The organism is Promicromonospora sp. CA-289599, from assembly GCF_050936155.1.
In the GTDB taxonomy this organism is placed as follows: domain Bacteria; phylum Actinomycetota; class Actinomycetes; order Actinomycetales; family Cellulomonadaceae; genus Promicromonospora.
The window spans coordinates 6,115,592-6,141,369 of the sequence record NZ_JBNJNI010000001.1 but is presented as its reverse complement, the minus strand read 5'-3'; the positions used below and the strand labels follow the sequence as shown (position 1 = coordinate 6,141,369).

At 71.6% G+C, this 25,778-nt stretch carries 19 protein-coding genes; 5 read left to right on the top strand and 14 right to left on the bottom strand.

What is annotated here, in order from left to right; all coding sequences use genetic code 11:
• Positions 1-260: 260 nt before the first annotated feature.
• Complete coding sequence (locus ACQEVI_RS27295) at positions 261-3,179, bottom strand: sugar-binding domain-containing protein (RefSeq protein ID WP_432905610.1); 2,919 nt, start codon at positions 3,177-3,179, stop codon at positions 261-263.
• Positions 3,180-3,251: 72 nt separating this feature from the next.
• Positions 3,252-4,715: a family 43 glycosylhydrolase gene (locus ACQEVI_RS27290; protein ID WP_432905607.1), complete on the bottom strand. Its 1,464-nt coding sequence runs from the start codon at positions 4,713-4,715 to the stop codon at positions 3,252-3,254.
• 484 nt (positions 4,716-5,199) lie between these two features.
• Here ACQEVI_RS27290 and ACQEVI_RS27285 point away from each other — a divergent pair, with 484 nt between their 5' ends.
• Both ACQEVI_RS27285 and ACQEVI_RS27280 read left to right on the top strand, forming a co-directional pair.
• Complete coding sequence (locus ACQEVI_RS27285; RefSeq protein WP_432905604.1) at positions 5,200-5,835, top strand: hypothetical protein; 636 nt, start codon at positions 5,200-5,202, stop codon at positions 5,833-5,835.
• On the top strand, positions 5,829-6,758 hold the full coding sequence (locus tag ACQEVI_RS27280; RefSeq protein WP_432905601.1) for a hypothetical protein: 930 nt from the start codon (positions 5,829-5,831) through the stop codon (positions 6,756-6,758). Before ACQEVI_RS27285 ends, ACQEVI_RS27280 begins: the two co-directional genes overlap by 7 nt.
• Positions 6,759-7,151: 393 nt before the next feature.
• Here ACQEVI_RS27280 and ACQEVI_RS27275 read toward each other — a convergent pair whose 3' ends face one another.
• From ACQEVI_RS27275 to ACQEVI_RS27260, 4 genes are read right to left on the bottom strand one after another with little or no spacing between them, the layout of a single operon-like run.
• Entirely contained in the window at positions 7,152-7,571 is a 420-nt protein-coding gene (locus tag ACQEVI_RS27275; RefSeq protein ID WP_432905598.1) for a hypothetical protein, read from the bottom strand.
• A 9-nt stretch (positions 7,572-7,580) separates the two neighbouring features.
• Positions 7,581-8,711 carry a hypothetical protein gene (locus ACQEVI_RS27270; RefSeq protein WP_432905595.1) on the bottom strand — a complete coding sequence of 377 codons (1,131 nt, stop codon included), beginning with the start codon at positions 8,709-8,711 and terminating at the stop codon, positions 7,581-7,583.
• On the bottom strand, positions 8,633-9,391 hold the full coding sequence (locus ACQEVI_RS27265; protein WP_432905592.1) for a hypothetical protein: 759 nt from the start codon (positions 9,389-9,391) through the stop codon (positions 8,633-8,635). The genes ACQEVI_RS27270 and ACQEVI_RS27265 overlap by 79 nt, the downstream gene beginning before the upstream one ends.
• The gene (locus ACQEVI_RS27260) at positions 9,388-9,813 is read right to left on the bottom strand and encodes a DUF6507 family protein (protein ID WP_432905589.1); all 426 of its coding nucleotides are present in this window, start codon (positions 9,811-9,813) and stop codon (positions 9,388-9,390) included. Before ACQEVI_RS27260 ends, ACQEVI_RS27265 begins: the two co-directional genes overlap by 4 nt.
• Positions 9,814-10,250: 437 nt before the next feature.
• Here ACQEVI_RS27260 and lnt point away from each other — a divergent pair, with 437 nt between their 5' ends.
• Positions 10,251-11,933, top strand: a complete 1,683-nt coding sequence (lnt, locus tag ACQEVI_RS27255) for an apolipoprotein N-acyltransferase (RefSeq protein WP_432905583.1) — start codon at positions 10,251-10,253, stop codon at positions 11,931-11,933.
• Positions 11,934-12,000: 67 nt separating this feature from the next.
• Positions 12,001-14,886 (top strand): VWD domain-containing protein, encoded by a 2,886-nt coding sequence (locus ACQEVI_RS27250; RefSeq protein WP_432905579.1) that lies wholly within the window; start codon positions 12,001-12,003, stop codon positions 14,884-14,886.
• Between the two features lie 47 nt (positions 14,887-14,933).
• Here the strand turns inward: ACQEVI_RS27250 and ACQEVI_RS27245 are convergent, their stop codons facing one another.
• The 8 genes from ACQEVI_RS27245 to ACQEVI_RS27210 are packed head-to-tail and all read right to left on the bottom strand — an operon-like array spanning position 14,934 to position 24,814.
• Positions 14,934-16,409 (bottom strand): family 43 glycosylhydrolase, encoded by a 1,476-nt coding sequence (locus tag ACQEVI_RS27245; protein ID WP_432905577.1) that lies wholly within the window; start codon positions 16,407-16,409, stop codon positions 14,934-14,936.
• Positions 16,406-17,431: a WxL protein peptidoglycan domain-containing protein gene (locus ACQEVI_RS27240; RefSeq protein WP_432905574.1), complete on the bottom strand. Its 1,026-nt coding sequence runs from the start codon at positions 17,429-17,431 to the stop codon at positions 16,406-16,408. Before ACQEVI_RS27240 ends, ACQEVI_RS27245 begins: the two co-directional genes overlap by 4 nt.
• Positions 17,432-17,437: 6 nt before the next feature.
• On the bottom strand, positions 17,438-19,141 hold the full coding sequence (locus tag ACQEVI_RS27235) for an HtaA domain-containing protein (RefSeq protein ID WP_432905572.1): 1,704 nt from the start codon (positions 19,139-19,141) through the stop codon (positions 17,438-17,440).
• A gap of 52 nt (positions 19,142-19,193) precedes the next feature.
• Entirely contained in the window at positions 19,194-20,582 is a 1,389-nt protein-coding gene (locus tag ACQEVI_RS27230) for a hypothetical protein (protein ID WP_432905569.1), read from the bottom strand.
• Positions 20,579-21,820 carry a hypothetical protein gene (locus ACQEVI_RS27225; protein WP_432905567.1) on the bottom strand — a complete coding sequence of 414 codons (1,242 nt, stop codon included), beginning with the start codon at positions 21,818-21,820 and terminating at the stop codon, positions 20,579-20,581. The genes ACQEVI_RS27230 and ACQEVI_RS27225 overlap by 4 nt, the downstream gene beginning before the upstream one ends.
• Positions 21,817-22,623, bottom strand: a complete 807-nt coding sequence (locus ACQEVI_RS27220) for a heme ABC transporter ATP-binding protein (RefSeq protein ID WP_432905564.1) — start codon at positions 22,621-22,623, stop codon at positions 21,817-21,819. The genes ACQEVI_RS27225 and ACQEVI_RS27220 overlap by 4 nt, the downstream gene beginning before the upstream one ends.
• Positions 22,620-23,654, bottom strand: coding sequence for a FecCD family ABC transporter permease (locus ACQEVI_RS27215; protein ID WP_432905562.1), 1,035 nt, complete (start codon positions 23,652-23,654; stop codon positions 22,620-22,622). The genes ACQEVI_RS27220 and ACQEVI_RS27215 overlap by 4 nt, the downstream gene beginning before the upstream one ends.
• Entirely contained in the window at positions 23,651-24,814 is a 1,164-nt protein-coding gene (locus ACQEVI_RS27210) for a heme/hemin ABC transporter substrate-binding protein (RefSeq protein ID WP_432905560.1), read from the bottom strand. Before ACQEVI_RS27210 ends, ACQEVI_RS27215 begins: the two co-directional genes overlap by 4 nt.
• A gap of 185 nt (positions 24,815-24,999) precedes the next feature.
• Here ACQEVI_RS27210 and ACQEVI_RS27205 point away from each other — a divergent pair, with 185 nt between their 5' ends.
• Positions 25,000-25,452, top strand: a complete 453-nt coding sequence (locus ACQEVI_RS27205) for an SRPBCC family protein (protein WP_432905558.1) — start codon at positions 25,000-25,002, stop codon at positions 25,450-25,452.
• Positions 25,453-25,778 lie beyond the last annotated feature (326 nt).

The window sequence follows — 25,778 nt, the reverse complement described above, 5'->3', positions numbered from 1 at the left end:
TAGTGCGCAGTTCACCGTGGCGGTCGAGCTCCTCGTGCAGTGGGACGACGAACGCACCCCACGCGGCCGAGCTCTTGCCCTGTTCGACGCGCTGGGCGCCACCGACAAGACCGTGGAGACTCTCGTGCGGATCGTCCAGGAGATCGCGGTGGCATGGCGCAGGGACGCAGACACTGCCGCAGTACTCAAGAGCCTCGGAGTCGAGGCGCCGGACACTGCCGACAGGATCAGCCAGGTGCTTGGACAGCGTGGCGCGGGCGTCAGCGCAGGACGCTCATCAGGTCGCTCGATTCGATCGTCTCGGCGGGAGCGAAGTCGGCGCTGCTCATGTAGTCGAGCAGGCTGTGCCGGAGCTGGCGGGCGGCCGCGCGGTTGCCCGAAGGATCGAGATTCAGCGAGCTCACCATGAGTTTGCCCGCCCCGACCCTCGCCTCGAACAACACGCCCAGCCGCCGCGCCTCGAACCACGTGTCGATGGGCTGGACGAGCGGTCGCAGCTGCTGCGGGAGCCGGTCGAGCAGCATCGCCTTGGCGCCGTGCAGCAGCTCCCACCACTGCCAGTCGGTGACGCCCTCGGTGGGGAACTGGCGGAACACCGGGTGTGTCGGGTCGTGCAGGACGCCGAGGGTGTGGGGCGCCTGGCCCTCGGTCCACGCGGTGTTCCAGAAGGCGGGTGTGAACCCCAGGGCGACGTCGTTCCCGATGCTCTCCGGTGCGAGCTCGAGCAGCACCGTCGCGCCCGCGCCCGCCCGCTCGACGGCCTCGCCGATATCGCTCGTGACCAGCACGGCGTCGGGCGGCTCGTGCTCGGCGGCCGGGTACACCCACAGGTCCCAGTCGTTCCGGAAGGAGGCGCCGGCGGCGTCCTCGGACGCGACGGGTGCGATGGATACGACAAGTTTCACCTGCGCGGGCGCCGAAACGAGACCCGCAGGCACGACCACAGGGCCCAATCGGGTGCTGTTGCCGATCGGGATGTGGGCACCCCGCGCGACGACGCCGGTGCCGAGCTCCACCCCGTCGGCACCGAGGAGGCTCCAGGCCACGTCGGCGTCGAGCGGCGTCGGGCCGAAGTGCGCGACCTGGACCTCGAACTCGATCTCCTGGTCCGCGGTCCAGACCCTGCGCGGCAGCCGTGCCAGCGGGACGGTAGGGCCGCAGAAGCGGGCGAACTCCTCCGCCGTGCTGTACCCCTTCGACTCCCAGAACGGGTTGAGGACGCCGACCAGGGCGGTGCCCTGACCGGGGAAGTCGCTCAGGCCGAGCAGGTGGAAACCGCCGAACCCCTCGGTGCGCAGCGCCGCCTCGATGTCCTCCTTGTAGCAGAGCAGCTGGAGCCGGCCGGAGGCGTGGAGGAACGCCTCGGCCTGGTCGGCCATGCCCGCCTCACGGAGGAAGTCGGCGAAGATGCCGAAGTTCCGCGGCTCCATGAGCCCCGTGTACCTCGATGTCTCCGCGAAGTCGGGGTACGCGCACCACTGGCCGATCTCGTGGCTGATGATCGGGCGGGGACGCGACCGCACCCACTCGCGGTAGTCGGACTCGGTCTCCGGCGGGCGACCGTTGAGTCGCGACTCCAGTCCCTCGCCCCACCGGTGCGCGCGCGGGTCCGGGATGTTGTCGAAGTCGTTCTCGGTGATGGCCGGCCAGCCGGCGCCGCTCGTGTACAGGCGCCGGGGGTCGTACGTCCGCCAGGTGTTGACCCACGACGCGAGGAACTCGGCGTCCCGCCCGCCGGGCTCGTTGCCGTGCGCCATCATGACGAACGAGGGGTGGTTGCCGTAGGTGTCGAGGATGCGGCGGGTCTCCTCGTAGAGGTAGGCGTCGACGGGGCGGCCCTCGCCGAGCGCGGCGCCCTGGTTGGCCCAGACCGGGCCCTCCACCTGGATGTAGAAGCCCGCCTCGTCGGCGGCGACGAACGCCGCCTCCGGCGGGCACCAGGAGTGGAAGCGCAGCAGGTTCAGCCCGTGGGCCTGGCAGACGGCGATGATGCGGCGCCACGAGCCGACGTCGGTGGGCGGGTAGCCCGTCAGCGGGAAGACGCACGACTCGAGGGTGCCGCGGATGAAGGTCCGGCGGCCGTTGATCGTCACCTGCGTCTCGTCGACGCCCATCTCGCGCAGACCGAACACCGTGCGGGCGACGTGCCGATGCTCGCTGCCACGGACGTCGGTGACCAGCTCGACGGTCAGCTCGTACAGCGCCGGCTGGAACTCGTCCCAGGTCAGCGCGTCGTCGCCCAGCGGGAGCAGCACGTCGACGTGCGTGCCGCCTGCGGTGAGGCCGCGTTCGGCCAGGTCGCGGCTGTGCCCGGCGTCGAAGGTGACGCTCGCCGGCCCCGCCTCGTGCTCGCCCTGCGCCTCGCCCGGGACGTTGAAGCGCCGCGCGGTGACGCGGACGCTGCCGGTCCCCGCGCTGCCGCTGCCCGCGGCGATGTCGACCTTGACCAGCGCGGACCGGGCCGCGACGTCGGGCACGACACGCACCCGCCGGATGGTCACCTCCGGCCGTGCGGCCAGGGTGAGCGCGCCGACCATCCCGTTCCAGTTGCCCTGCGTGTGGTCGGAGACGCTGTGCGCGTTGGGCCCGACGTCGACCACGGTGCGGTTGTCCACGCGGATCGTGAGGAGATGGCGGCCGGGGGAGAGGCAGCCGACGTCGAACCGGTGCGCGGTCGTGAGGCTGCGCTCGGAGCCGACCTGCCGCTCGTCCACCCAGACCGTCGACTCCCAGTGGACCCGCTCCAGGGACAGGACGACGTCGCGGCCCGCCCAGTGGGCCGGCACCTCGACCTCCCGCTGGAACCAGGCCGCACCGCGGAAGTAGACGCGCGGCTGGAGCCAGAACGGCACCGCGATGTTGTCCGGTTCGCGGTACGGGGCGTAGCGCTCGTCGGTGAAGTACGACCGGTCGACGATGCTGCCGGTCCACGGGGTCTCCAGGCCGACGGGGTCACCGAGGCCCTGGTGCTGGATCGAGCCCGGGAGGGCGACCGCAGGTGAGTCCTCGGGCAGGCCGGTGCGGAACCACTGCTCGAGCTCGCCCACGCCGTCCGCGTCCAGGGCGCAGCGCCACTGACCCGACAGGTCGAGGGCCGGGCGGGCCTCGGGCGACGTCTGCGGGGCGGTGGCGTCCGGGTCGGTGGCGTCCGGATCAGGCATGGACTCGACGGTGAGCATGCCACGACCCTAGGTCGGCTCACGCGGCCGCTGAAGGGACGATGCTCTGCACTTGCCTGGACGATTCGCGGATCAGCCGCGGCGCCAGAGCTGGGCGTCGAGGCCGTTGCAGGTGTACATCGACAGGCGTGCGCCGTTGGCGGTGTCCCACTCGTAGTTGTCGAGGCAGGTCCCGCTGGTCCGGTTACGCAGGGAGAACCAGCCGTTGCCCTGGTCGACGATCGACCAGTCCTGGTTGGGGTTGCCGTTGCAGGTCCACAGGCCGACGTCGGCGTTGAGCGCCGTCGAGCCGTTCAGGTTGTCCAGGCACTTCGCCGCATGGAGGTTCTTGATGCGGTAGTAGCCGCCGGTGTAGCTGAGCTCCCACTTCTGCGCCGCGGCGGTGCTGCACGCGTAGAGCCTGACGAGGGCGCCGTCGGAGGTGTTCCACTCGTAGTCGTCGACGCACTTGTCGCTGTGCCGCCCGCGGATGCCCGGCTGGCCGGAGCCGGTCGCCTGCGGCTGGCCGAAGAACGGGTAGCCGTCCGCCGCCCAGTACAGCTGCTGGACGCGGGTGTGCCGGTTGGGGTCGGTCAGGGCGTCCGGGTTCGGCGTCGCGTAGTTGCGCGCGTGGTAGACGAGGATGTCGGTCACGCCGTCCTCCGCGACGGTGAAGCTCCCGTGGCCGGGTCCGTAGACGCCGTTCGCCGTCTGGAAGACCGGCGTCGACCGCTTGGACCACGACGACGCGGACAGCAGGTTGGCCGACGCCGAGGCGGAGACCACGCCGAGCTTGTACCGGGAGTCCGTGGCGGACGCCGAGTACGCGATGAAGACCCGGCCGTTCTTCACGATCGGCGACGGCCCCTCGACGACGCCGGCGACGCCCTCCATCTCCCAGGAGTGGGTCGGCCGCGCGATCTCGATGGTGGATGCGGTGTCGATGGTCGTCGGCGAGGTCATCCGCGCCAGGTACATGTGGCTGTTGTAGTTCGTGCTGGGGCTGTCCTGCGCCCACGCGAAGTACCGGGTGCCGTTGTGGGTGAACGACGCCGGGTCGAGCTGGAACGAGTCCCAGCCCGTCGTCATGCGCTGCGGCGCCGACCACGTGCCCGTCGTCGGGTTCGCCGACGTGTTGCGTATGGAGTACAGGCGTTGCGCGAACCGCGACGAGTCGGGCGACGCCGAGAAGTACATGTACCAGGCGCCGTCGACGTACTGGATGTCGGGCGCCCAGATCCACCCGCTCAGGTTGCCGCTGGACGGCGCGGTGAAGGCGGTGACCGGCGTGGCGGAGCCGAGGCCCGCGAGGGTCTGCGACCGGCGCAGCTCGACGCGCTTGTAGTCCGGTACGGACGCCGTCATGTAGTAGTAACCGTCGGTGTGCTTATAGATCGCAGTGTCGGCGCGCTGCTGCACTATCGGGTTGGGCACGTCGATGAACTGGGCGGACGCTGGAGCGGCGGGCACGAGGACGAGCGCCATGAGGGCGGCGGTCCCGGCCGCGAGGGCCCGACGGCGCAGCCTGGACAGCGGGGCGGCAAAGGGTGACGGCACGGGATGACTCCTTTGTCATCGAGATTGTGAGCGCTAACATCGCGAACTCTGCCCGAGCGGGGCTCGTCCGGTCAAGGCGAGGGTTCTTGCGCGCCCGTCAGGTCACCCGGTGGGGACGCCTGCGGGCACGCCGTCCCAGAGGAGCGCGCCGTCCGGCGAACGCGAACCACTTGCTGAAGAACGACTCGCGGACGTAGAAACCCGTCCACCACGCACGCTGAGGGATCGCGTGCCGCACACGTGGCTCAGTCGTGCGCCTCACCATCGCACCAGGGCTCACCACACGACGAGGGGTTCAGGTCGCTGCCCGCGATCGGCCGGCCGAGTCGGGGCGCGACTCAGCCCTGATCGCGTGGCACGCGTCTCTCGTGTCGTCTGGGGTTTCACCCCGCTACGATCCGGGTCAGGTAGTGGCCGATTCGTCCGGTCCGCACCGTGACGACGCGCTGAGCGCGTACCCGACCGACCGAAGGGCCCTTTGCGCATGACGCCGTCCCGCACCCCACGCCTTGCCACTCGTCTCGGGAGCGCCGTCGCCATCGTGGCGCTCGGGTTGAGCCTGGCCGCGTGCTCGGCTGAGCCTGATCCTGGCGCTGAGCCCGTCGCGTCGGAGGTGGCATCCGCGCCGACTGAACCGTCGCCGTCGCCGACCAAGACGAAGCTCACCGCCGAGGAGAAGGCGGTCAAGCATGCCGAGAAGGTGCTCCGCGAGTACTACCGGCTGGACAACGTGGCTATGCAGGCTCCGGAGAAGTTCGACCCGAAGAAATTCGAGAAGGTCGCTATCGGCTCTGGGCTGACCCACATCCAGAGCGTCTACTCCGGGGTCAGCTATGCGGGTCAGCATCGGGTAGGTGAGGTCCAGATTGACTCGGTCAAGGTGCAGAAGGTGGATCTGACCAACAAGCCGAAGCAGACCCCGCCGGAGATTCCGTTCGTCGAATTCATCGTGTGTATCGACATCAGCAACATGGACACTCTCGGCAAGGACGGGGAGTCCACGAAGCCGGCAAACGGCAAGAGTCGACTCGTCTACGGGGTTGGTGTGGCCAACTACGAGTACCCGAACGGTCCGTGGCTGGTTGACGGGATCGAGTCCATGGAGAGCGAGACGTGCTGAGGCGCGCTGCGGCAGTTCTCATCTTGTTCCTGCTGGCAACGCTGGCCGTGCCATCGACGAGTGCTGCGCTGGCCGCTGCGGACGCTCCGCCGGTCCAAGGCGGCGAATGCCCGTCTGGGAGTGCAGTGGACGCCATGGGCCAATGTGTCACGGTGAGCGCTGAGGACGGTGGCTCGAACGGTAGCTCGGATGGCGGCACCAACCCTGCCGCCGGGGACAAGAACAACGGGTCGGACGATTCCGGCGCCGTCTGGCTCAACGTCAACGGTCAACGGTGCTTGTTCGAGGGCGTCACGAAGCCACAGCCTCGTAGGTCTGAGGGGGTGTGGGAGGGCCGCACCGAGGGCGTGATCCTGGACTGCATGATGGAGTACTGCGTTCCGAGTCCGGTTCGGGAATTCATTCCCGACTGCCCGATGTCGCGAGTGTGGGTCGCCGCGGCGCCGGGAGCACCCGATCCGACGGTCCTGGCCCAGAGCGCGGTCGAGCAGATGAACCTGCAGCCGATCGAGGTCGGCATCGTCCCCGAAGACAAGCCCGGAAGCATCGGGATCGTCGGCATGCCGCAATGGATGTGGGTCAACGAACCCACCCCGAACACGTTCGGCCCGATCGAGGAGTCGGCGACCGCGGGACAGTACACCGTCACCGCCACCGCGAAGGTCGACAAAACTGTCTGGGACATGGGCGACGGCAACACCGTCACCTGCGTCGGGAAGGGAACACCTTACGAGGACCGCTACGACATCTCCGACTCCCCGGACTGCGGCTACAAGTACACCAAACAGGGCGAGTACGAGGTCACAGCGACGTCCTACTGGACCGTCCAGTGGGAAGGCATGGGCCAGTTCGGGACCATCCCCGTGGAACTCGCCAGCACCGCGAGCATCGTGATGGGCGAAGCCCAGGTCATCACCCAGTAGCCGAACGCCCAACGTGGCGAGGCGGAGCTCGGCTCCGGGTTCGATCAGGACACGGCCGTCGCGTTCGGCGATCGCCTGGAGGATCACCAGCGCCTCGTCACCGACGAGGGAGACGCGGGCAACCGAACCCTGGCTGCCTGACGTGGCGGTGAGCGACGCCCGGATGGGAGCGGAGCCGTGGCGGACCAGGAGATCGACGGGCGGCGGCGCAACCATCGGACCAGCTTCGAACACGGCAGCTGCGGACTCCTCGACGGGCTGCACAGGGTCTGGGCCGCCCTCCACGCGAGCGGATACCTCAGCAAGCGCAGCGACCCACTCCTCACCGTCAAGACGGACCGACCGGATCGTGGGGGCACCGTTCGGATTCGTGGTCGTCACAAGGAGTCCTGACTACGAAGTGGGCGAGGGAGTGATGCCGTACTTCTCACGCATATCACCGATTGATGGAGAACCATTGAATCCGAGATCGGTGTCGCGAAACGAGCCATCGCCCTGCTCAGGGACAAAACGAATGTTTGGTATTGTGTCGACGACGTCAGGATTCGCAGCAAGCGCTCGATAGATCTTCTCGATCACTCCGTTTGCTTCTTCTTGGTTCTCGACATCGAGAACAATCGTACCGTCCACGCCCTGATCATTAATCGTGCCGCCGCATTCAAACTCTGCAGACACAACCTCGGTCACGGTGAGAGCCGCACTGGCAAGAACCTCTGGGCAATCCTCACCAAAGATCGATGGCGAGGAACAACTCGACAGCGTGAGCGTTGCAACGAATATCGCGCACGCAGTCTTTGCATATAGGTTACTCATGATGTTCGCCTACCTTCGTCCGACGGGCACGTCATAGACTTCGTAGCTTGGCTGGGAACCCTTCGTTTCCGCATCCGGGTCTTCGGACAATGGATTAAGGTATCCCTCCCGAAGTAGTCGCTCCTCGAACTCCGCGAGCTCGGGATGCGACGAGAGTGCCGCGCTCACCGAATTACCGTACTTGAAATGATCGTGATTGTCCGCGAGAATCTCGAAAACCTCTCGGCCTTCAACCTCTGATTCAGGGTTCGGGAGCGTGATCTTGGTGTGCAGGTCCTCGGGCGCATGGCCGCTGCTGGAGAATTCGACGTGGAACGGCATGCCGGGGATGATGTCAGGTCCGGGTTGGAGTGTGACGCGGAGGTCGGCGAAGTCGAGCAAAGGAACCGCGTCTCCTGCGTGAGCGACTTCCAGGACATGGATCCTGGAGTCAATCCGGTCGTTGTCGATGGGAGAACCAGCGGTGATGACGTCAGTGATGTTGTGGTCGGCAAGGAATTCAGGGTCGGAGGCCAGGTCCGCTGCGGTGATACCGCCCAGTGAATGGCCTGCCAGGAGGATGGGCGTCCCAGAGTCAAGGTCCGGATCCGTCGCGATCGCCTCGTCGATCGCCAGGGCAACAGTGGCGCTGTAGGTCGACCGGCCACCTGCGGCGCCGACGAGGTCGCCGATGAAGTCCGCGGGATGGTTGTTGCCTAGGTCGTCCCAGGGGAACCATGGCTGGGTGCCTGGGATGCTCACCACCATGCGCGGTTCACCGCCGTTGGGCGGGACGACCTTCGTGACCCGCACATACCCCTCCGTCCGGTCATACCAAGCGACCTTGCCAAGCCCGTCGTTGGTGTTGTACGAATCCGTGACGGTCCGCAGGACATCTCGGAGCGAATTGAGCGCACGCACCGGTTCTTGTCCATCGACTGTTTCGTCAGCCTTGATCGGCGCGCCGACCACTGGATCGCCGTCGCCGGCGAGGTCGACATCCCAGATGCCATAGGTGAGCGTTGTCCCCCAGGCATCGATACCGGCGCCGAGGGCCTGCAGGTAGGCGGCCCCGACCCGGGTCAGCTGGGGCCGCGGATCGTCAGCAGTGCCCGCGAAAGCGACGGGAACAGGCCGAAGGCTTCGTGGACATCCAGCCAAGAATCGGCGGTCACGTCGATGCGGTCACCGACCCACCCCGCCACGTCGTCGGCCGCCCCGGTGGTCCAGTCCCACCCGGCCGTGACCGCTTCCTGGACGGCGTCCACGGTGCTGTCCCAGGCGTTCCCGACACCAGCGGCCACGTCCTGGAACCACGTCCCAGCCCGATCCAGCAGCGTCGCAGGCGACCCGATCGCCTTGATCTTGTTCGCACACTCCAGCTCCGCAGTCTCGAACTCCTCACCCAGCGACCCGGACTGGCCCAGCAGCGACTGGTTCTCGAACGACAGCTCCGGAGCCAGCACCCCCGGCAGTGCGGCACCGCCCAGAATGCTGGCCTCAGCAGCGACACGCGAGTGGAAGTCCCCGATCCGCGCGACCAGCCCCGAGCGCTTGGCCTGCAGGGAGCGGACCTCGTCCGCGAACCGGTCGAGGACGTCGGCGACCTGGTCGAGGTCGTCGGCCAGCTTGTCCGTCGCCACCCGCACCGGGTCCAGCGCGCGCAGCACCTGGTCGGTGTCCGGCGTCTCGTAGCACGCGCCCAGCCCCTGCCACGCCCCCGTCACCGCAAGGCCTGCCTCCCGCACCCTGGTCGCGTCACGCCGTAGGGACCTGGCACCGATCTCGATGCTGTCGGGGTCCAGGTGCAGGCCGGGTACGCGGTCTGCGTCGACGATCACGAGTCACGCCCCGGCCGCGCGCCGAACCGGCCCGGATCAAAGCCACCGTCGCCAGGCTGTGCCGGGACGGGCGCCCCCAGAGTCCCGGACGGGTAGCCCAGCCGAGGCGGCTGGAAGACCTCGTCCTGCGACAACCCACGCGCGTGCGTCTGAGCCATCTCCTCATCACCGTCCAGGATCGCCGCGACCGCGCGCACCATCGCGCCCGGCGCCGTCTCCAGCCGGCCCGCGACCGCCTTCATGCCGTCCTGGGAGGCCTCGACGAACCCGCCCAGCGCGCCGGCCACGATCGAGCTGCCGCCCGACGCACGAGGGGCATCGGTCCACACGTCGTCCAGGACACGCCCCAGCCCGTCCGCCTCGGCCCGGACCTGACCCAGCGTCTGCTCCACGTCCCGCGGTGAGACCCGATACCCCGTCACAGCGCCCCCTCAGGCAGCCAAGCAATCGAACCGTCTGCAAGCAGATGACCTGCTGTGACGCGGACACAGTTGCACGCGCAGCCAGCCATGTCCAAGAAAACCGGCAAGCGGACTCACTCCATGGCGGACCTCGGAGATCACGCGAAGGCGAAACGAGCTTCCCCTGGATCGTGTCGGTGCCCAGGACGAGGCGGAACTCTCGGTCGTTCAGGTGGGGGTGCAGGGTGTCGTACCTGCCCCGTAGGAAGGTCTCGACGTCACGGTCGGCGCGGATCGCCGTGAACGGGACAGATGCGGCGAGCGAACCCGCACCAGCCGGGCGACCTAGCGGCACGGACTATCATGCGCGTGACGTCCACCGGCCTGTCGCCGTGTGTCGCGTCCTCTTCCGCTCACCCGGTTTCATCCTGTTAGCTCACTCTGCGAGAACGAGAGCCTTGGTTCACAACGTCATCCCGGGCCGCACCGCCCGGGCCCGCGTGCGGGATGCTGCCGGCACCGCCGCAACGTACGCCGAGCGCCCGCTCGCGCCGCTCTGGGCGGCGCTCGCCCTCGCGATCGCCGGCGGGTTCGCGCTCGACGCGGCCTTCCCCTCGCTCGGGTGGTGGCCGCTCGCGTTCGTGGCCGTGCCGCTCGCGCTCGTCTCCCTCGTCGGGCGGAGCCTGTGGGGCAGCGTGCTCGTCGGGGCGGCGTTCGGCGCCGCGTTCTACTTTCCGCACGTCTCGTGGGCCTCGCAGTTCCTCGGCGACGACCCCCTCGGCTGGGTGCCGTGGGTGGCCCTCGCCACGTTCGAGACGCTCCTCCTCGCGGCCTTCTCGCCCCTCGTCACGCTCGCCTACCGGTGGCTGCCGCGCTGGCGCGATACCGCCGCCGTCCGCCTCGTGGCGCTCCCGGCGCTCGTCGCCGGGGCGTGGACGGCGCGTGAGCTCGTGCTGGGCTCGTGGCCGTACGGCGGGTTTCCGTGGGGTCGGCTCGCCCTGAGCCAGTCGGAGAGCCCGATCGCCCCCGTCGCATCGTGGCTGGGCGTCTCCGGGCTCGGGTTCCTCATGGTCGCTCTGTGCGCCGGAGCGGTCGAGGCCGTCCGGTGGGCGGTCCGCGTCCAGCGGGAACGAGCCGGGCACGACGACCGCGCGGTCGCGGCCGCCCGGTGGTGGGGCGCGCTGCCCGTGGGCCTGCTCGCCGTCGTCATGATCGTGGTTCCCCAGTTCCCGACCGCCGACGCCGGAACCCTCCGGGTCGGCGCCGTCCAGGGCAACGGGCCCGCCGCGTACGCGGACCAGCGCGCGCCGCTGGAGGTGCTGCGCTCGCAGCTCGACGCCTCGGCGCCGCTGGAGAGCGAGCGGGTGGACGTCGTGGTGTGGCCGGAGGGCGGCGTCGACAGCGACCCCAGGTCGAACGCGGCCACCGCCCGGACACTCTCCGCGGCGGCGGACGCCTACGGTGCGCCGATAGTCCTGAACGCGGCGTCCGAGGTCGGGGACCTGGTCTACAACACCTCGTTCCTCTGGACGGCGGACGGCTCCACGGCGACGCACGCAAAGCGACACCCGGTGCCGTTCGGCGAGTACATCCCGGACCGGTGGCTGTACAGCGCGATAGTCCCCGACCTCGTCGGTCTCATCTCGCGCGGGTACACGCCCGGCGACGACTCACCCGTCTTCGACCTCGGGCGGGTCAAGGCGGGCCTGGCGATCTGCTTCGACGTCGCCTTCGACGACGTCATCCAGGAGGGCGTGCGCGACGGCGCCCAGGTGTTCATGTTCCAGACGAACAACGCCGACTTCCGCGGCACCGACGAGAACCTGCAGCAGCGCGAGATCGCCCGCATGCGCGCGATCGAGACCGGCCGCAGCGTCGTCAACCTCTCCACCACCGGCACCAGCCAGGTGTTCGCCCCGGACGGGACCCTGCTCCGGACGCTGCCCTTCGACGAGGCGGGCCTCCTGGTCACCGACATCGAGCTGCGCGACGGCAGCACCGCGGGGGTCGTGCTCGGCCCGTGGGTCCAGGGACTGCTGTGGTGGGGGACGCTCCTGAGCCTTGCCGTCCTGGGATTCGCGGCCCGGCGGCGGGCGCTGCACCATCGACGCGAAGTCCGATCGGCGAGCCCCGCAGCCTGACGGCGGTACCGCCGATATGGTCCACCCAGCGGGGCAACGGTGCCCTGGGGTCGAACCTGAGGTGGCCATGATCCGCACAGCAACCTTGCTACGTGCCGGCGCCGTGATCGTCCTGGCCATGGTGGTGACGTCGGCCCCCGCGTCGGCGGACACCGCCCCGGATGTCCCGGTAGGCCTGGTCGTGACCGCGGACGCCGAGCACGTCGCCGTCGGCGAGGCCATCAGCTTCCGGGCGACCGTCACCAACGCGAGCGGTGCCACCTGCGCCCTCGCGACGGCCCCCGACGCCAGCCTGCACATCTCGGGCCTCACCCGGGACGGCGCGCCGGTCGAACCGGATCTCACGCACGCCTACTACGGCGCCGGGATCGACCAGGCCGTCCTGACCGGCATGGTCCCGACCGAGCCGGGCGGCGCCGTCGACGTCCAGCTCACCCCGCGCGACCTGGGCGACGGGACACCTCTCCACACCCTGCCCGACGTCGAAGCCCTCTCCTCGGGGGACGGGATCATGGCGCTGTGGCCGATCGACACACCCGGACGCTACGAGCTGACCCTGCGCTACGAGGCCCCGCTCGTCGAGTCCGACCCGGCGGTCTGCGCCGGCTCCAGCGGTGCGGTGACGACGGGGTTCACGGTCGGCGACGGTCCAGGTGCTCCCACGACAGAGAGCGAACCCGGCCTGCCCTGGGTCCCGATCGCCGCCGGGCTTGCCCTGCTGAGCGCCCTCGCCGTGGCAGCGTGGTTCCTCGTGCGTCGCCGCCGGCAGCCCCAAGCCCCGGAGACGATGGCCCTCGTGCTGGTGCTCGCCGCAGGATGGACGGTCGTCGCCCAGCCGGAGCCGGCCGAGGCACGGGTCATCGTGAACGAGACAGATGCTCCCGGCTTCTCCGCCGCTGTCGATGCCTGCCTCGCGGAGCTGCGTGACCCGGCGCGGAGCACACCCGAGACCCGACGGGTGGTGGACTGGGCGCGCGACCCGAGCTCGCCGTTGATCATCGTCCAGCCCGGCGACATCACGATGACCTCCAGCACCCCGGACATCGGTGGTCCCGGGGAGACCCGCGGCAGATCCATAGTGGTCTGGGACCCCACACCGGAGTTCCCGCACAGCCCGCGAATCCCGGCGGACGCCTGTTCGGAGCTGTTCCACGAGCTGTGGCACGCGATGCGGATCGGCCAGGGAGCGGACCGGCCGAGGTGGTTCTGCGGCGCCGGCGACCTGCGCACGGAGGAGGTCATGGCCACATACGCCGAGAACCGGTTGCGGGTCGCCAGGGGTCTCGCACCGCGCACCCACTACGGGGGTCATCCGCTGCCCGCGTCGCTCTCCGAGTGCGGGCCCGAGCCGGCCAGGGGTGAGGAACCTCCTGGCGCGGTCACCTACCGTTGCGACGCGGCACGCGAGGTCGCCTGCGCGGAGTCGAACGGCGACCCCCACCTGACCACGTGGGACGGCGTGAAGTTCAGTCCGCAGGCCGTCGGCGAGGTGGTGCTGGTCCAGGATGCGTCGGGTGCCGCCGACCGTGCCGCGTTGACCGTCCAAGCGAGACAGTCCCCGCTCGGCCCGTCCCGCAGGGTATCGGTCAACACTGCCGTGGCGGCCCAGGTCGGCGCCGACAGGGTGACGCTCGCGCTCGAGGACGCGAACGTCGTCGTGCGCGTGGACGGCGAGCCACGAGCCATGGAGCGTGGTGAACAGCGGCTCCCCGGCGGCGGGACCCTCTGGCGGGGTAGGTCGTCGCGTGCCTGGGCGCCGGACAGCTACCGGGTGACGTGGCCGGACGGGTCGGCGGTACAGGTCGACCCGATCGGCGCGGCCGGGTTGCGGCTCTACCTGCGGCTGGCCGGTGAGCGGCGGGGCGCGGTACAGGGCCTGCTGGGCGACGCCGACGGCAGCGGTGTCGCCGACCTGGTGACCCGTGACGGCACCGTTCTGACCCAGCCGCTGACCCGGGCGTCGCTGTACGACGAGCTCGTGGACAGCTGGCGGGTCAGCCCTGACGAGTCATTGTTCGACTACGGCCTGGGCGAGGACACCGAGGCGTTCACCGATCGCTCGTTCCCCGACCAGGTGGTCACGGTCCAGGGCCTCGGCATCGCGGCCCGCGAACGTGCCGAGCTCGCCTGCGGGCTGGTCGGGCTGGTCGCAGGACCGCTGCTCGACGACTGCGTGCTCGACGTCGCGATGAGCGGATCCGTCGCATTCGCACTTGCGGCGGGCGAGTCGCAGCGCGACGCCGACGGACGAACCTTCGGTGCCGGACCGCCAGGCCCCGAGCGCCACGCGTTCCGCGACGACGCGACCGTGGTGCCACTCACGGGCGAGACGGCGATCGTTGACCTGACCAGGCCGGGCGCGGCTGCCACGGTAACCTTCGAGGCGGACGCCGACCAGGTGGTGCTCGTCGAGCTCAGCGGAAGCACCCTGCCCGAGGGGTGCGGCGTGGTGCGCCTCGTCGACGCGGACGGCGTGACGCTGCGGACCGGTTGTTTCGACGACGACGGCGGCTTGATCGACCGCACCAGGCTCACCGCGACCGGCACCCACTCCGTGGTGGTCGACCCGAGCGGCGACGGCACCGGGCAGGTCACCCTGCGCGTCGTGGTCGCGGTCGACGACATGCGGCAGGCGACGGTGGACGGCGACGCCGTGGCAGTCGTCGTCGGCCGGCCGGGTGCGCAGGCACGGGTGGCGTTCGACGCCACCAAGGGTCAGCGCGTGGCCGTCGAGATCACCACGACGGAGGACACGATGCCGCTGCCGAGCGGCTGCGGCCAGGTGCGGCTGATCGGGCCGGGTGGAGGTCCGGTCCGGTCGGGCTGCCTCACCGACGGCGTCGGCCGGATCGACGCAGTCGCCCTACCGGCCGACGGCCGGTACTCCGTGCTGGTGGACCCGTCCGGCACGGACATCGGCGCGGCGACGGTTCGAGTGGTCGGCGCCGGCTGAGGTGGTGGATCGGAGAACCACCACGACCGGACGTCGGGCGAACCGCGTCACCCGGGCTGGCCCGCCCCGTCAGCGGTGAGCGGGGTGTAGCGCACCTCGGTGACGTCGACGACGCCGTCGAGCGCCCGCAGCCCGACGACGCGGCCCGTGAAGCCGCCGGCCACCTCCGTCGAGAGGTACCGGCCGTCGAAGCGGGTCAGCTCGTGCTCCGTCCCGTCGACGACGGCGGACAGGCGCACGTCGTCCGGCCCGTTCGTCGTCGGGGCGACCGACTCGGCCCGGAGCGTGAGCGAGGAACCGGCCAGCGGGACGGCTGCGCCGTGCGGCGTCTCGAGCGGACCGATGCGGACGACGGCGTGCACCTGGCCGGCGTCGGCGCGGATCTCGCACCAGTGGGTGTCGTCCAGGCGCAGCACGAGCGCGCCCGAACCGTGCGCCAGCCCGAGGTCCGCCTCGAAGCGCCACGCGAGATCGAGGGTCCGGGCGGTCAGGGCGCCGGAGTCGGCGCGCGGGCCGGTGCCGGGGCTGAGCCGGAGCCCGCCGTCGGGCCCTGGCGTTGCGACCTCGGCCAGGCCGGTGCCGGGGGAGACCCAGCGCGGGTGCAGTGCGGCACCGTCGAACGTGTCCGTGTACGACGTGTCCCGCACCGGCACGTCGTAGCGGTCCTCGTCGACCACCGGCCAGTCGTCCACCCAGTCGATGCCCGCGAGGAAGGTCTCGCGGCCGTTGACGTGGAACATCGGCGTGTAGCCGCGCGGGCGCACGGCCAGGTAGACCATCGCCCAGCTGCCGTCCGGGTTCTCGACGAGGTCGGCGTGGCCGGTGTTCTGGACGGGGTGGGTGGTGCTGCGGTGGCTGAGCACCGGGTTCGCCGGCGCGCCGGTGTAGGGCCCCTCGGGCCGGGTCGCGCGCGCCACCGAGACGCTGTGGCCGCGCTCCGTCCCGCCCTCGGCGATGAGCAGGTACCAGTAGGCGCCGCGCCGGTACAGGTGCGGCGCCTCGGGGTGCGCGAGGCCGGTCCCGCTCCACAGCCACCGGGGCTCCTCCAGGACGGTCCCCTTGTCGAGATCGACGCGCGCCTGGGCGATCCCCACGCCGTCCGGGCCTGAGGAGCAGTACGTCACGAAGCACGTGCCGTCGTCGTCCCACGCGAGGTCGGGGTCGATGCCGTGCAGGCCCTCGAGGTACGTCGGGGCGCTCCAGGGACCGGCGGGGTCCTCGGCGGAGACGACGAGCTGTCCGGAGGGGCCGGTGACGTCGGTGGTGATCAGCCAGAACCGTCCGTCGTGCTGGCGCAGGGTCGGGGCGAACACCCCCTGGCTGGAGCCGGCGCGCCCGGCCAGGAACTGCTCCGGGCGGTCAAGGATGTTGCCGACGAGGGTCCAGCTCAGCAGGTCGCGGCTGTGCCATAGCGGGACCCCTGGCGCGTACTCGAACGACGAGTTCGCCAGGTAGTAGTCGTCGCCGACCCGGCATACCGAGGGGTCGGGGTGGTAGCCGGGGATGATCGGTACGACGTTCATGGAGCAGGGTCTACAGCATCCGGTCGGGACTGTCGAACCCGGCCCCGCACCAGCGGAACCACCACCGCGGCGGACACTGCCAGTACCACGAGGACCAGCAGCGCCCAGGGCACCGCCCAGCCGCTCGCGTCGTCGTGCGCCGAGGTCACGCCACCCCCACCGATGCCTACGACCAGGCCGTCCACCCTGACCGCGGCCTCGGCCCGCACGAGCGGGCGGACGCCGGACACCTCGACCACCCGGTCCACCGTGGAGCCCGGCAGCACCTCGTCGAGCCCGGCAGACGTCGTCCGGCCGGCAGCGCCGACCGGGCCGGTGACCGTCACGGTCTCCGTGGGGACCACCCGGGCGGTCCCCGTGTTGGTCAGCCGGTATCGGACGGTGGAGGTGACGGTCCCGAACGGGTTGGGCGTCAGGTCGGTCGACACGCTGACCCCCGAGATCTCCAGCCCCGGTGCGAGTGCGCCCGCGACACGCGCGTGCATACGCAGGGCGAGGCGCCGGTCCACCGTGAGCGCAGAGTCGCCGACCCGCTGCGTGAGGGCGGTGACCACACCGCCCGAGTGGTCGCCGGGTGCGGCGTCCTCGGGGACCCGGAGCGTGAACGGCACGGTAGCGGACTCACCGGGCTCCAGGTCGAGCGCGGCCTTGCGGAACGTGAGCCACGTGCCGAGGCCGGTCGCCGGTTCGTCGGCGGTCAGGAGGTCGATGTGGCCGCTCGACGTGGTGAACGCGTCGGTGCCGTAGACGGACAGCCGCAGGGGAGCGGCCGACCTGTTGGTCACGACCAGGGCGTCGGAGACGCGGTCGCCGGGCTCCACCGCGTAGGTGTAGTTCGCGCGGCCGGCACCCTGGCGGTCGTCGGCGGGCGTCACGGACCAGGACAGGTCGGCGGAGTCTGCGGACGCGACCGCGACGGCGGGGGACACCCCGCCGAGGGCAGCGCAGAGGGAGGCGAGGAACACCGCTACCGCGGCGCGCCAGGAGGCACGCCGCGGCAGCAGTGGTGAACGACGGTCCACGAACCGTCAGCCCACCGCGGTGAGCGTGAGCACGCTCGTGTAGTCGCCCGCCGGGGTGTCCAGCGGGATGCGCAGGTCGAGGGCGGCGTCCGCCGTCACCGAGCCCGGCGCGTGCCCCTCCGGCGCGGACACCAGGGTGGCGCCTGCCGTCAGGCCGGATCCGGTGCTCGGCCGGACCACGGGGCCGGCGACCGCTCCGCCGGTGTTGGTGGTGACCGCCGGCGACCAGCCCAGGCTGCTGCCCGGGAACGAGCTGCTGCCCGCGAAGAAGTCGCCGGCCGTGCCGGTGATGCTCCAGGCGGGACCGCCGGCGCGGGTGTCGCTGACGGTGACCTGCTTGAGGTCGCCGGTGGCCGTGAGGGCGTCCGCGCCCGCCTCGGCGGTGCCGAGGCTCACGGCCCCCGCGCCGCCGACGACGGTCCAGGTGAACGCGCCGGGCTCGGGGTCGACCGGGCCGCCGTCGTCCTCGGGGACGGTGACGTCGAGGACTACGTCGCCCGCACCGCCGCCGGGCGTCTCGAACGTCACCGGGACGCCGAGCTCGTGGGCGGCGTTGGCCGGGGCGCCGCCCGCCGCATAGGTGTAGACGCCGTAGGTACCTACCGCGGTGTCGGACGTCGCAGCGGAGACCTCCGCGGTGAACGTGCCGTCCGGCGCCAGCAGCACGAGCTGGCCGGCCACGTTCGGGAAGGCGGCGAGCACCTGCGAGTACGAAGGCTCGGGCAGCGCCCACTTCTGGTCGAGCACCGTCCGCGCACCCGAGCCGGCGCCCTGGGACGGGCGCCAGGGCTCGCCGAACGCGCCGAACACCACGTACACGCCGCTGGGCGCGTTCGCGGCGACCGGCGGCCGGCCGGAGGTGTTCACGTTGGCGGCCGGGTCGAAGCCCGACCCGGTGACCGTCACCGTCTCGCCCGCGGGGTCCAGGCCCGACGCCGCGGACAGCGTCACCGTCGGGTTCCACGTGTCGGGCTCCTCCGTGGGCGCGGTGGTCCCCGCGCTCACGGTGAAGTTGTCGAGCGCCGCGCCCTCGGCGAGGAAGTCCTGCAGCGCGGTGGCGCCCGCGGCCGTGAGGGTGACGCCGGTCCCGGTGACCGTCACGGTGTCGCCGGTGACGTCCACGGTCGTCGTCGCGACGTTGCCGAGCACGACGTCGTCGCCGCCGTACGTGCCCGGCTCGTAACCCAGGTTGTTCTCCGGGATCTCGACGGCGAGGTCACCCACGAGGGTGCCCGTGCCGCCGTCGACCACCACGGCGACGTCCTTGACCGTCACCGTGAAGGCGTGGGACGGGAAGTGGTAGACGGCGCCGCCCGTGCTCCCGACCGTCAGGTTGTCCGCGTCCGTGACCGTCCCGCCCGCGACGGGCAGGAGGTAGGGGAGCGTCTCGTTCGGCGGGTTGGTGTCGAGGTTCGCGGCGGGAGTGCCGGCCTCGTCGAACTGGCCGGGCGCCACGAGCGTGATCCGCTGGCCGACCGGGACGGCCCCGACGGGCGGCAGGGCCGCCGTCTGGCGTCCCACGTAGTTGCGGAAGCTCTCGCGGAAGCCCCAGGCCAGGTCGCCGCTCTCCGCGGTGACCTCGTCCGCCTCGGCTGCCGCCGCGGTGGCCATGGCCGTCGGCACGACGACGAGGGTCGTGCCCAGCCCGAAGGTGAGTACTGCGAGCCCGGCGCGGAGCCGCGCACGGCTCGCCGGTCTGCTGCGTGTCATCGATGTCCCTCTCTGAGGAATGTTGCGTGTGGGGATGGATATCGGGCTGGGGTCAGGGGTCGCGCCGCCGGAAGGGCAGCACGAGCCAGCCCTGCCGGAAGCCGAGGATCGCCACGGACGCGGCGACCAGCAGGACGGTGGTCAGGAGGGCGAGCCGGCGGCCGGTGGCGCCGCCCGGGATCAGGCCCTCGGGAATCAGGTCCGCGCCGGCCGCGCCGAGCGTGGCGGCGGCGACGGGCAGGAAGGAACCGGAGGCGTCGGGACTCGGGGCAGGGTCGGGGTCGCCGGTGGTGGCGCCTCCGCTGCCGCGGGGGCGGTCCGCGGTGGCGGGCGGGACGACGTCGGACTCCAGGTCGGAGCCCGTGGCTCCCGAGCCGCCTCCGGCGCCGGTCCCGCCGTCGGCGCCCGGACCACCGCCGCCAGGTTCGCCGCCCGGGCCCGCGCTGCCGACCGACTCGTCGGCGTCGAAGCTCACGCTCACGTTCGCGGGCGTCTTGATCTCGTCCCGGGTGCCGGTGGTGTACCAGAACTCGGGCTCGCCCACGAGCTGGTGGAAGTCGACGAAAGCCTGCGGGAAAGCGCCCCAGCAGCTGCCCGGCGGATCCTCGCGGAGCTGCGGCACGCGGCCGCCGGTCGTCACGCGCTCGCCGCAGTAGTCGGGCACCAGGTGCCCGCCGCGGGAGTCCGGGTCCAGGCGGCGCCCGGTGAAGGTGACCAGCGCAGCCCGCGTGGCGGGCAGCGGCTCCCAGCGGGTCGTGTCCTGCTGGTCGGTGCCGTAACCGCCGAGCGTCCCGGTCAGCGAGCCGTTGCCCCGCGCGTCCAGGCGTAGCTCCGGGTCGGCGACCCACCAGTAGACCAGGCCGCCGTAGAACACGACGGTGAACGTGCCGTCCCACCGGATGCGGACCGAGCCGTCGGCCTGGCGCGTGCCGGCCCCGCCGGTGAGCACCACCTCGGCTCCGGTGGTGCGGCCCGCGCCGTACGACACCGGGAGCCCGTCCGGCGAGGTGCACCGGGTGCCGAAGGTGGCGGTCCGCTGCGTGCTGTCCGCGCCGCGCCCGACCGTGCGCACCACGCGGACGTCACCGGACCGCCCGTGGTAGAGATCGCTGTCGGCGTCGGTCCACAGGCGTCCGCCGCCCGTGTCCCCGTCGGTACCCGGCCGGCCTGCCACGAGGAAGTTGCACTGGCCGGCCAGATGGCTCTCCGACCCCGCCTGGACGCTCACCGCCCACCGCAGCTCGGCATCGGTGAGCCTGCCGTCCTCGCCCTCGCCGGGCGGCTCCTGCTGGTCCTCGGGCACGGTGACGGTGAGCAGCAGCGGCCCCTGGTCGTCGTCAGCGGCTGCCACGGCCGTCGTCGTCGTCGCGGCAGTCCCGGACAGCACCGCCGCCAGCACGACGGCGGCGGTCCACCTCAGGCGGTTCGTCGTGCGGCTCATGCGCCGACCTCCTGCTGCTGCTCGGTGGGGACGTCGGCCGCCGCGCGTTCGGCACGCCGTTTCTCCGCGCGCCGCCGCAGGGCGGTGACCAGCGACGACACGATGACGACGAGGAGCAGCAGCGCCGCGACGCCCACCGCTGTCTCTTCGGGCCGCCAGGTCCCGCCCGCGCCGTCGGCCCCGTCGGCTGCCGCCGCATCGTTCTCGGCGTCCTCGGCGGCCGTGACCTCCGCCGGGTCGCGGGTCACCGTCACCTCGGTCTCGACAGCGGTGCCGGAGGAGGCACCGGTGAGCCGCAGCACGTGCGTGCCGGTGCGCAGGTCGGCGGGCAGCTCGACGAGGCCCGCCACCTCGCCGTGGTTTCCCGCGACCAGCGGTCCGACGGCAAGCAGGCCGTCGTCGAGCGTGACGCTCACCTGCTCGCCCGGTTCGAGGCCCTGCGCGCCGAAGCTCATGACGCGCCCGACGACGGCGGTGGCCTGGTCGATCCCCAGGCTCGCCCGTCCCGGGCGCTCGGACGTCTGCGGGTCGGCGGTCTCCGTACCCGGGGCCCGGCCCGCGGCGTCGTCGGTCCCCGCGTCCGTGCCGGTGTCCGTGTCACCGGCGCCGGAACCGCCGCCGGAACCGCCGCCCGCAGGCGCCCCGCCGTCGTCACCCGCACTCGCAGAAGCGAAGGTCACCGGCGTGAAGGTCTCGTTGTTGGCGTTGCGCACCCCGTGCGCGCCGATGGTGATGATCCCGCACTGCACGGCCGTGCAGTCCACGGTGCCGCCGTCGGCCGCCTCGAAGCGGGCGCCCGGGATCACGAGGTCGGTCGACCAGGTGCCGTCGGCCGCGACGGTGCCGCCGTTCGCCTCGGCCTCGGTGCTCGAACCGGGGAAGGCGACGAACCGCTGGTAGCCGGCGTTCTGCGCGGTCTCCGCGTCGGGGACGTAACGGTAGGTGTCGCCGGACACGCCACCGCGGCTGGGCGCCCACGACCCGCCGGACGGGTCGGAGACCCAGCCGAAGAACACGTAGATGCCCCCGAACGCCTTGGGCACCGACTGGAACCCGCTGCCCGACACGCGCACCGTCGTCGCCCGGCCGGGGTCGGGCTGTCCGGAGACCGCCACACCGGCGGCGGCGTGGGCCACCATGACCGGACCGGCCAGCACGGTTCCGAGCAGGGCGATCGCGATCACCACGAAGGGCGCGACCAGCGAGGTCGTGGGGCGGGACTGCTGACGGGAGGTCATACGGGGTCCTCGGTAGGGGGCTGGGTCGCGGCGTAGCGGGGGAGCACGAGCAGGCCACCGGTGACGGGGTGCGCGACCACGTCGACCGGGTGCTCGTAGACCCGGGAGAGCAGGTCTGCGGTCAGGACCTCGGCGGGCGCGCCGAGGGCGGCGACCCGCCCGCCGTCGAGCACCAGCACGCGGTCGGCCCATGCGGCGGCGAGCGCGAGGTCGTGCAGCACCACCACTACCGCGCCGCCCCCCGCCGCGTGCCGCCGGGCGTGGCGCAGCACGTGCTCGGTGTGACGGACGTCGAGCGCCGCGGTCGGCTCGTCGAGGAGCAGCACCGTGGTGTCCTGGGCGAGCAGCCGTGCGAACGACGTGCGGGCCTTCTCGCCGCCCGACAGGCTCGGGTAGCGCCGCTCGGCAAGGCCCGCGACGTCGGCGGCGTCCAGCGCGCGGGCGACCACCGCGTCGTCGTCCACCGGGCTGGAGCCCTGCCAGGGCGCCCGGCCCATCCGCACGACGTCGACCACCCGGAACGGGAAGCTGACCTGGTTCTCCTGGAGGAGTACCGCCCGCAGGCGGGCGAGCTCGGCGTGCCGGACCGCGGCCAGGGGCGTGCCGGTCCAGGTGGCCTCGCCCGCGTCAGGCACGCGGTCACCGGCCAGCACCGAGACCAGCGTCGACTTCCCGGCGCCGTTCGGTCCGACGACGACGAGCACCTCGCCCTGGCGGACGTCGAGGTCGACGCCGTCCAGCAGGACTGCGTCCCCGGCCCGGACCCGGACGCCGGTGAGGGTGAGGAACGCCGCCCGGCTCATGCCCAGCCCCCGGCGGTGCGGCGGGTGCGGCGGATGAGCCAGAAGAAGAACGGCCCGCCGACCAGTGCGGTCAGCATGCCGATCGGCAGGTCCGCGTACCCGACCGCCGTCCGCGCGACCAGGTCGGCCGCGAGCAGCAGCACCGCGCCGCCCAGCGCGCTGAGCGGTACCAGCACGCGGTGGGCGGGTCCGACGGCCATCCGGATCAGGTGCGGCACCACGAGGCCGACGAACGCGATGATCCCGCAGAACGCCACCCCCGCGGCGGTCAGCACGGCGACCACCACGATGCTCAGGACGCGGAGCCGTTCGACGTTCACCCCGAGGTGGCGCGCGGACCGCTCACCGAGGGCGAGCAGGTCCAGCCGCCGCGACAGGAGCAGCGCGCCCGCGATGCCGAGGACCACGAGCGGCGCGACCACGCCGACGTACGCCCAGCGGGTGCCGTTGAAGGAGCCCAGCTGCCAGAAGACGATCTGCTCGCGGGACTGCGTGTCGCCGAGGAACGTGGCCAGGGCCAGCCCCGCGCCGCACACGGCGTTCACCGCGACCCCGGTCAGGACGAGGGTGACCACCTCGGTGCGGCCCGCGGACCTGGCCAGGCCGTAGACCAGGAACGTCGCGGCGAGCCCGCCCGCGAAGGCCGCGGCGGCGGTGGTCCAGGGGCCAAGCGCGGTGAGCCCGAGCACGATGGTCACGGACGCCGCCACGGCGGCCCCCGAGGAGACGCCGACGACGCCGGGCTCGGCGAGCGGGTTGCCGAACACGCCCTGCATGACGGCGCCGGCGGTGGCCAGCGCGGCACCCACGAGGGCGGCCATGGCGACGCGCGGGAACCGGATGGTCCACAGGGCGGCGTCGCCGTTCGGGTGCGCGGGGAGCGGGCCGACGTCCAGGCCCGCCCGGTGCAGGAGCGAGCCGACGACCTCTGCGGGTGGCACGTGGAGCTGCCCCGATCCGGCCGCGACCACCGCGAGCGTGAGGAGTGCGATGGCGAGCCCCGTCGCCAGGGCCGCCGTCCTGGTCCTCAAGAAAGGCTCTCGGGCGCGTAGAACGCGCGGGCCAGGGCGTCGAGCACGTCGGCCGACCTCGGCCCGAACGACAGGATCTCCGTGTCGTCCATGGCGACGAACCGGCGGTTCTCGCCGGCCGGGGTCTGGGCCAGAGCGGGCACCTGTTCGAGCAGCCCGTCGACGCCGCCCACCGACTCCAGGCCGCCGGTCATCAGGAGCACCAGGTCGGGCTGCATGGACATGAGGCCCTCGTCGTTGAGCGGCCGCATGCCCTTCCAGCCGACCTCCCCGGCGGCGTCCACGGCGCCCAGCCCCTCGATGAGGGAGTCGGCCCCGGACTCGTCGCCGAACAGGTAGTAGACGCCGGACTGCCCGCGCACGTAGAGGAAGATGACGCGCGGGCGAAGGGCAGGGTCGGCCGGTGCCAGGCGTTCGACGTGTGCCAGCGTCGTGTCGACGGCACTCTCGGTGCGCTCGGCCAGCGCTGCGCCCTCGGCGGGCAGGCCCAGCGCCTCGCCGGTGGCCAGGGCCAGGTCGGCGGACGTCTGCAGGCTGCGGTGGCTGTCCAGCACGACGACGGGGATGCCCGCGTCGCGCATCTGCAGCACCACGTCCCAGGGGCCGAGGGTCGTGTCGGTGAGGATCACCGTGGGGGCGAGGTCGAGGATCGCCTCCCCGGTCAGCTCGTGGCCGTTGCTCGTGACCAGCGGGCGGTCGGCGATCTCGGGAAAGCCCGAGGACACGTCCCGGCCGACGACGTTCTCGCCCAGGCCGAGCTCGAACACGATCCGTGAGAGCGAGCCGTACAGGTCCAGCGCGAGGATCCGGCTGGTGTCGGTGACGGTCACCTCGGTTCCCTGGACATCGGTGACCGTGGCGGGCAGGTCGGGATCAGGGCTGTCGGTGACCGGGTCGACGGCGCGTTCCGTGGTGCCGACGGTGATCTCGCCGGTCCAGGCGCGCGGGTCGGCGATCGGGTCCAGGTCGCCCAGCTGCTGGGCGCCGACCATCGCGCCGTCGTCGTTCGCGCCGCCTGCTGCCGGGAGCTCCAGCCCACACCCTGCGGCGAGCGCCGCGATCGCGACGGCCAGCACACCCGCCAGCGGGCGGCGCAGGAGCAGGGCGGACCGGTCAGGTACCGCAGGGCGGCCGGAACCGGCTCCGAGCAGGCGCGACATCAAGGCACTCCTTCGCATGCCAGGACGGCACCAGAGAGGATTAGGTGTGCCTAACTTAGGCCAGTCATGCCTAAGGACGTCAAGGGCGGAGGGTTACGGAAGGGGCAATTCACCCGGTGGTCGGGGTTGGTCGCAGCATGGATCCGGCCGGTTGCCAGTACCCGTGACCTGGCTAAGGTCAGATCATGGTGACCGTCACGCGGGCCGCTCGATGCACTCCCGACGCGGTCCTGCGCGTGCTGGCCGACGGCTGGTCCTACTCGACGTGGGTGGTCGGCGCGGCACGCATCCGGGCGGTCGACCCGACGTGGCCGGAGCCGGGCACCCACATCCAGCACTCCGTGGGCCTGTGGCCCGCCCTGCTCGACGACGAGACGGTCGTGCGCGCCTGGGACCCGGAGCGGTCGATAGAGCTGCAGGCCAGGGGCTGGCCCGCGGGCGAGGCGCGCGTGCTGATCGAGGTGATGCCGGTGGGTGTCGGGTGCCTGATCCGGATCACGGAGGATGCGGACAAGGGGCCCGGCGTGCTGGTGCCTCGGCCGGTGCGCAAGGCGGTGATCCGCCCGCGCAACGCGGAGGCGCTGCGGCGGCTCGCGCTCATCGCGGAGCGGCAGGCACCCGAGCAGCTCCGGCGCTGACCGGTCCAGGTTTCGCGGCGCGCCAGCTGCGGTCCGACGCCGTGCCACACCCGCAGCACGGCCGGACCAGGCGCGGTCTGCTCGGCGGTAGCGATCTGCGCCGCCGGGTGATTTTTCAAGAATCACCCGCTGAACTTCTCGATTTGGTCATGGTTACCCCTGGATACGCCTTATGTTCTTGCCGGTCTGTTTTGCGGTGCTATCCGGTGCTGCGTCCGTGAGGGGAAGGCGTGGCGATGGTGGTGCGGCTTGGCGCTGGTGGCAGCGATCTGGTTGCTGGGGTAGTTGCGATCGCGTTGGCGGCGGGAGGGACTTTCGCTGTCGAG